The following is a 1,069-nucleotide window of genomic DNA, read 5'->3' as shown; positions in this document are numbered from 1 at the left end:
GGTCCGCGCCGGGCACCGCGCCCGGCGGATGGGCGCCGTGCGTCAGGCGCGGGCGCGGCGCAGGCGGCGACGCTCGCGCTCGGAGAGCCCGCCCCAGATGCCGAAGCGCTCGTCGTTCGCCATGGCGTACTCCAGGCACGCGTCCTTGACGGTGCAGGCCTCGCACACGCGCTTGGCGTCCCGCGTGGAGCCGCCCTTCTCCGGGAAGAACGCCTCGGGGTCCGTCTGCGCGCACAGGGCGTCCGCCTGCCAGGCCAGCTCGCCCTCGACGGGCTCGGTGCTCACGCCCGGGATGGCGGCCCAGTCGGCGGAGACGGGCACAGCCTCGACCGGACGCGCGTCACCGGGGAAGAGGGCGGTGACGGTGGCGGCCGGGGTGCCGGTCTCGCCGTCGAGGTCGTGGGCGGTGAGGAAGGCGGTCGCCTGGTCCTCGAGGCTCGCGCCGGAGACGCCGGCCTGCAGGTCGGCGGGGTCGAGGAACCAGTCGCTGGGGACGCTCCGCGGACGAGGTGCCGGCGCGGGATCGGCGCGGTGCGTGTCCTCGACTCGCTGGGTCTGCTCCATGTGTGACGCCTCTTCCCGGGATCGACGTGGCGGCTGTGGGCCGGGTGACCATGCGGTCCGCGCGGGTGCCGGGCACGCCGGCGGGCCCCTCCTGGCGGGACCGTTGGCCCGGGTTCATTACATCGGTGTGATTCATGCCGAGTCAAACCGAGCGGGTGCCACACTGGGCCCATGGTCTCCCTCTCCGCACCCCGGTCCACCGGCCCCCTCCTGCTCCGCCTCGCCTCCTCCCCGCGGCCCGCGCTCGTCCAGGAGCCGGGGGCCCCGGACGAGCCCGGCGCGGTGGACCAGCGCATCGAGCTCTCGGGCCGTGTGACCGTGAACTGGGCCGCCAAGTTCGCGGGCCTGCTCGGCGCCGAGGGCATCGGCGCGGGCGACGCCGTCGCCCTGGACCTGCCCGTCCACTGGCTCTCCCACGCCCTCGCCCTCGGCGTGCTCTGCGCCGAGGCCGAGCCCGCCCTCGAGGGCGACTCCCCCGCCGCCGTCCTCACGGACCGGCCCGAGG

At 76.1% G+C, this 1,069-nt stretch carries 1 protein-coding gene and 1 pseudogene; one reads left to right on the top strand and one right to left on the bottom strand.

What is annotated here, in order from left to right:
- Positions 1–42: 42 nt before the first annotated feature.
- Positions 43–564 carry a WhiB family transcriptional regulator gene (locus tag D8M29_RS12625; protein WP_127435611.1) on the bottom strand — a complete coding sequence of 174 codons (522 nt, stop codon included), beginning with the start codon at positions 562–564 and terminating at the stop codon, positions 43–45.
- Between the two features lie 171 nt (positions 565–735).
- Between D8M29_RS12625 and D8M29_RS12620 the strand changes: the two are divergent.
- Positions 736–1,069: pseudogene (locus tag D8M29_RS12620) on the top strand (hypothetical protein); the annotation flags it as partial.

The sequence above is a fragment of the Micrococcus sp. HSID17227 genome, from assembly GCF_003989405.1.
GTDB lineage: Bacteria > Actinomycetota > Actinomycetes > Actinomycetales > Micrococcaceae > Micrococcus > Micrococcus luteus.
This window is presented reverse-complemented; position numbering and strand designations above follow the sequence as displayed.

Excerpts from the sequence above, each read along its gene's own strand:
- D8M29_RS12625 (WP_127435611.1), bottom strand. The coding sequence starts at position 564 with ATGGAGCAGACCCAGCGAGTCGAGGACACGCACCGCGCCGATCCCGCG.